Origin of the sequence: Azospirillum sp. TSO5, from assembly GCF_003116065.1 — a bacterium.
In the GTDB taxonomy this organism is placed as follows: Bacteria; Pseudomonadota; Alphaproteobacteria; order Azospirillales; family Azospirillaceae; genus Azospirillum.
On sequence record NZ_LGQY01000172.1, the window covers coordinates 1 to 1,447 of the forward strand.

A 1,447-nucleotide genomic window follows, 5' to 3' on the forward strand; every position below is an offset into this window, starting at 1 on the left:
CCAAGGTGCAGGTGGCCCATGCCCGCCTATGCCACAGCCGCATGCCGTTCGTGGCGGTCTACCCGCGCCAGACCCAGGAGCAACCGTGTTGAAGAAAAATCAGAGGGAACCGGTGGTGCTCCGCGTCAAGGCGGGCGCGGACGCGCCCCCGCCCTACGGGCGGCTCTGGCCTTGACCCGTGCGCGCCCCCGGTTCGATTTGTTTGGCATGCGGTCGGCGACGAGCGCCGACCGTCGGCAACTCAAGCCGGCTTGGCCTCCCAGGTAGCGCCTTTGGCGAGCATGGCATTGAGGCGGACGATCAGTTTGCGCATGCAGGCGGTCAAGGCAACTTTGGGCGGTTTCCCGCGCCGGATCAAGCCGGTGTAAAAGTCCGCGAGGACACCTCCGGTGCGGGTGGCGGCGGAAAGAGCCGCCATATAAAGGGCGTGGCGGACACCGGCACGTCCTCCAGAGATATGGCGTTGCCCCCCTCTCTTTCCACTATCGTGATCGAAGGGAGCGACGCCAGCGAGCGCCGCGATCTTCTGTCCAGACGTCCGCCCCAGTTCGGGCAGCAGGACAGCCAGCGTCACCGCTGTCACCGGACCGATGCCCGGCGCAGTTTGGAGATCGCGCGCCGTCCTGGCCAGGGTCGGCTGGGCCCCCGTCGCTCGAGCGATGGCGGCATCCAACCCGGCGATCTCCCGCGCCAGATGCTCGACGGCCCGCGTCAATGCTTCTTGAGCGGCGACCGGGGCCTGGCTGATGCTCTTGTTCAGATCGGCCCGTTTGTCGACGAGCAGATGCCGTGCCTTGATCAGACCCGCCAATTCCTCGCGAACCGGATCAGTGGGAAGAGACGGTACCGTCGTTTGCGTGGCGGTGAATTCAGCGATCACGCTAGCGTCGAGGCGGTCGTTCTTCGCTCGTTGCCCCCTGGCTTTGGCAAAAAAGCGTACCCGTGCCGGATCGAAGACCCGAACCGACACCCCGGCCGCGCGCAGAGCGTCGCGGCTCGGCCGCTCATAGCCGCCGCTGGCCTCTAGGCCAACGACGCTGATCGACCGTTCTGCGACCCATGCGACCAGGTTCCGATGCCCCTCGGGCGTGTTGGTAACGCGGAGCCTGTCGGCACCAGGGAAAACCGCCACATCCAGAAAGTCCTTGCCGCAATCGATCCCCACCGCTCGTGTTGATTCCAACATCCTCAAGATCCTTCCTTGTGATGCGAGCTCAGGCTCAAGCAACCGTTCGGACTTGAAAGGAGGTTGGCCGCCTTCACGCTCCTGGTCGGCTTTCGAGCCTCGATGGTTTCGCGGTCGACCAACCTGGACGGCGGACGCTCACCAGCCATCCAGGTATGAATATGGCGTGCCCGGACATACAAGATGGTATTCGACGCCCACGCCCGTGCCGCGGCCTTCTACGGCGGCCTGTGCGAGCGCGGCATCTACGACAACATGAAG

The 1,447-nt window shown here is 65.0% G+C and carries 1 protein-coding gene; it reads right to left on the reverse strand.

Going from position 1 to position 1,447, the window contains the following annotated elements:
• Nucleotides 1-241: 241 nt before the first annotated feature.
• Complete coding sequence (locus TSO5_RS31485; RefSeq protein ID WP_109155296.1) at nt 242-1,186, reverse strand: transposase; 945 nt, start codon at nt 1,184-1,186, stop codon at nt 242-244.
• Nucleotides 1,187-1,447 lie beyond the last annotated feature (261 nt).